Annotated in this window: 3 protein-coding genes and 1 pseudogene (1 of these 4 running past the window's edge); all 4 read left to right on the forward strand. The window is 57.3% G+C overall.

Features of this window, described 5'->3' with window-relative positions; all coding sequences use genetic code 11:
• On the forward strand, window positions 1-120 hold a 120-nt coding region (locus tag GTN70_08525), incomplete at its 5' end, for a mannose-6-phosphate isomerase (protein NIO17029.1).
• 197 nt (window positions 121-317) lie between these two features.
• Window positions 318-1406, forward strand: coding sequence for a hypothetical protein (locus GTN70_08530; GenBank protein NIO17030.1), 1089 nt, complete (start codon window positions 318-320; stop codon window positions 1404-1406).
• Window positions 1407-1700: 294 nt separating this feature from the next.
• Window positions 1701-2090, forward strand: coding sequence for a hypothetical protein (locus GTN70_08535; GenBank protein ID NIO17031.1), 390 nt, complete (start codon window positions 1701-1703; stop codon window positions 2088-2090).
• Window positions 2091-2187: 97 nt separating this feature from the next.
• Window positions 2188-2450 (forward strand): annotated as a pseudogene (locus GTN70_08540) (electron transfer flavoprotein subunit beta/FixA family protein); it runs 459 nt beyond the window's last position.

The following is a 2450-nucleotide window of genomic DNA, read 5'->3' on the forward strand; positions in this document are numbered from 1 at the left end:
AAGCACCGGCTGGAAAATCCGGGCATGGTGCCCCTGAATATCATCGAGGTGCAGAACGGGGAGTACGTGGGGGAGGATGACATCGTCCGCTTCGGCGACGATTACGGGAGAGAGAAGTGATTGGCGGCAAATGTATGACGGCGGCATGACCGACCGATTTTTCCCCTGAAAGTTTTTCCTTCACTTTTTTCTTCGAGTGTATTACCATTCAAACGGGGTTTTACTTACCGAAAAAAGATTTTGCGTTTATCTGATCCGGGGTGAGCGGCAGGTTTCTTCGGCCCATAACATTTGGAGCAAGGGGGGGAATACTTTCTATGGAGTGGGTTCTCGTTGTTTTCTTTTCCTTCGTCTCGGCCATGGTACTCATTCCTTCGGCAGCGATTCTGGGTAAAAGGTTCAGCATCGTCGACAGGCCGGGTGAAAAGAAGATTCACGAAAGAGCCGTACCCTGCACGGGAGGGTTTGCCCTCTGTGTCATCTTTCTTATCTGCGCCCTGTTTCTGCTCTATTTCTGTTCCGGTGACGCCGGCGCTGGCGGCACCTCCTTTCTGGCCGGCGCTGCCGCGGGGCTGATCGTCATAGCCCTTCTCGGGATGTACGACGACGTCCGCGGGGCCGGCGCGAAGGTAAAGTTTTTCGTTCAGATCGTTGCCGCGCTGATCGCGATGAGCTCCGGCCTTGTCCTGGACAGCATCCTGATACCCTACGACGGGTCGGTATCAACGGGCATGTTCGCATACCCCCTGACCCTGGTCTGGATCGTTGGGATCACGAACGCCTACAACCTGATCGACGGGCTCGACGGGCTCGCCAGCTGCATTGTAGCGGGAGTCGCCGCCGTCATTTCGGCAATCGGCTTTGCAAACGGGAACACTCTCCCCGCGACGTTTGCGGCGGTCATATCGGTCTCGTCAATGACCTTTTACTTCTTCAACCGGTATCCCGCAAAGATCTTCCTCGGGGATACGGGAAGCCTGATCCTGGGCTACCTCTTAGCCGTCACGTCCATCATGTGCCTGCGGACGGCCGACGGGTCCGTGGCCTTTTTCCCGATGGTGCTCGTAAACGGCCTGGTCATCGGCGACACGACCCTGGTTTTTCTGCGGCGGCTGATGGCCGGCAGGTCCCCGTTTTCCGGTGACCTGGACCATGTGCATCACCGGATGCTCAGGCACACCCGCTCCGTCAGGTCCTCCGTTCGCGTGCTCTTTGCCGTTACCATGGTCTTTGCGATCTGCGGTATCGCTCTCCTCTACGAGGAGGGGATCAAGGTGGTCACGTCGACGGTCGTGGCCATGGTCGGCCTCACCCTCTTTTTCTCCCGCGACGCGCGAGGCATACTGGCGGCGCTCCTGAACCTTCCCGGAGGGGTAGGGAAGGGGCGGCAAGAAAAACCCGAGTGAGCCGGAGGGCACGTGCCGGCGCGCCGCTTGATCTTTGCGGACTGGCCGGTTTCCACAACCCCCTGCAACCCGGGACGATGAGCCCACGGTATCCACCGGGTTTTACCGCGTTTCCCCGGAAAACAGGCAGTGGGCTCCCACGTTCGGGCTTCCCCCCGATCGTGTAAGAGCCGGTTTTTTTTGCTCATTGTTTTGCCCGATCCTTCCGATAATCATGAATGGAAAGGGAGTACGGGGTCTTGCCGGGCCCGAATCAGAGAGGTGGCGGGGCGGTAAAACCCCGTATAATATCCTATGATCAGGAAGAGAGAAAAATATCTCTATCTCTTCGTCCTCTGGGTGGTGGGTACGTTCATCATCATGTCCATCCCGAGAATTCCCCTCGTATCGGGTATTGCCCAGTACGACAAGGCTGGCCACTTTATCATCTACGGCGTGTCGGGCCTGCTCTTCTCCTGCTACCTGCGGGAGGGAAACCTGAGAAGGGAGATGATTTTCATCTACACGGTCCTGGTGATCAGCCTCATCGGGGGATTCGATGAGATTCACCAGAGGTGGGTCGCCTGGAGGGTGCCGTCCCTTTACGACTTCATGGCCGATATTTCGGGAGGGATTTTCGGTTCGGCCCTCGTGATCGTGGCAGACAGGCTCAAGTTCTTCACCCCCACGGCCAATAATGAATAGTTATTCATTTTTTATTGAAATATCCCCTGAAATGGTTTATCATTTTCCGCGGTGTTAAGCCCCACAGTGCAGGGCAATGAAGCGATGGAGGTGCATCGTGCGCATACTGGTGCCGGTAAAGCAGGTCCCCAACCCCGATGAGCGGGTGAAGGTAAAAAAGGACGGGTCGGGAATCGACCTGGAAGGGGTGAAGATGGTGCTCAATCCCTTTTGCGAGATCGCCGTCGAGGAGGCGCTGAGGATCAAGGAAAAAATGGGCGGCGAGGTTGTCGTCGTTACCGTGGCCGGCAAAGACGCCGAACTCCAGGTCAGGACGGCGCTCGCCATGGGGGCTGACCGGGCCATCCTTGCAGAGGCGCC

This window comes from Deltaproteobacteria bacterium, from assembly GCA_011773515.1.
Classification (GTDB): domain Bacteria; phylum Desulfobacterota; class Deferrimicrobia; order J040; family J040; genus WVXK01.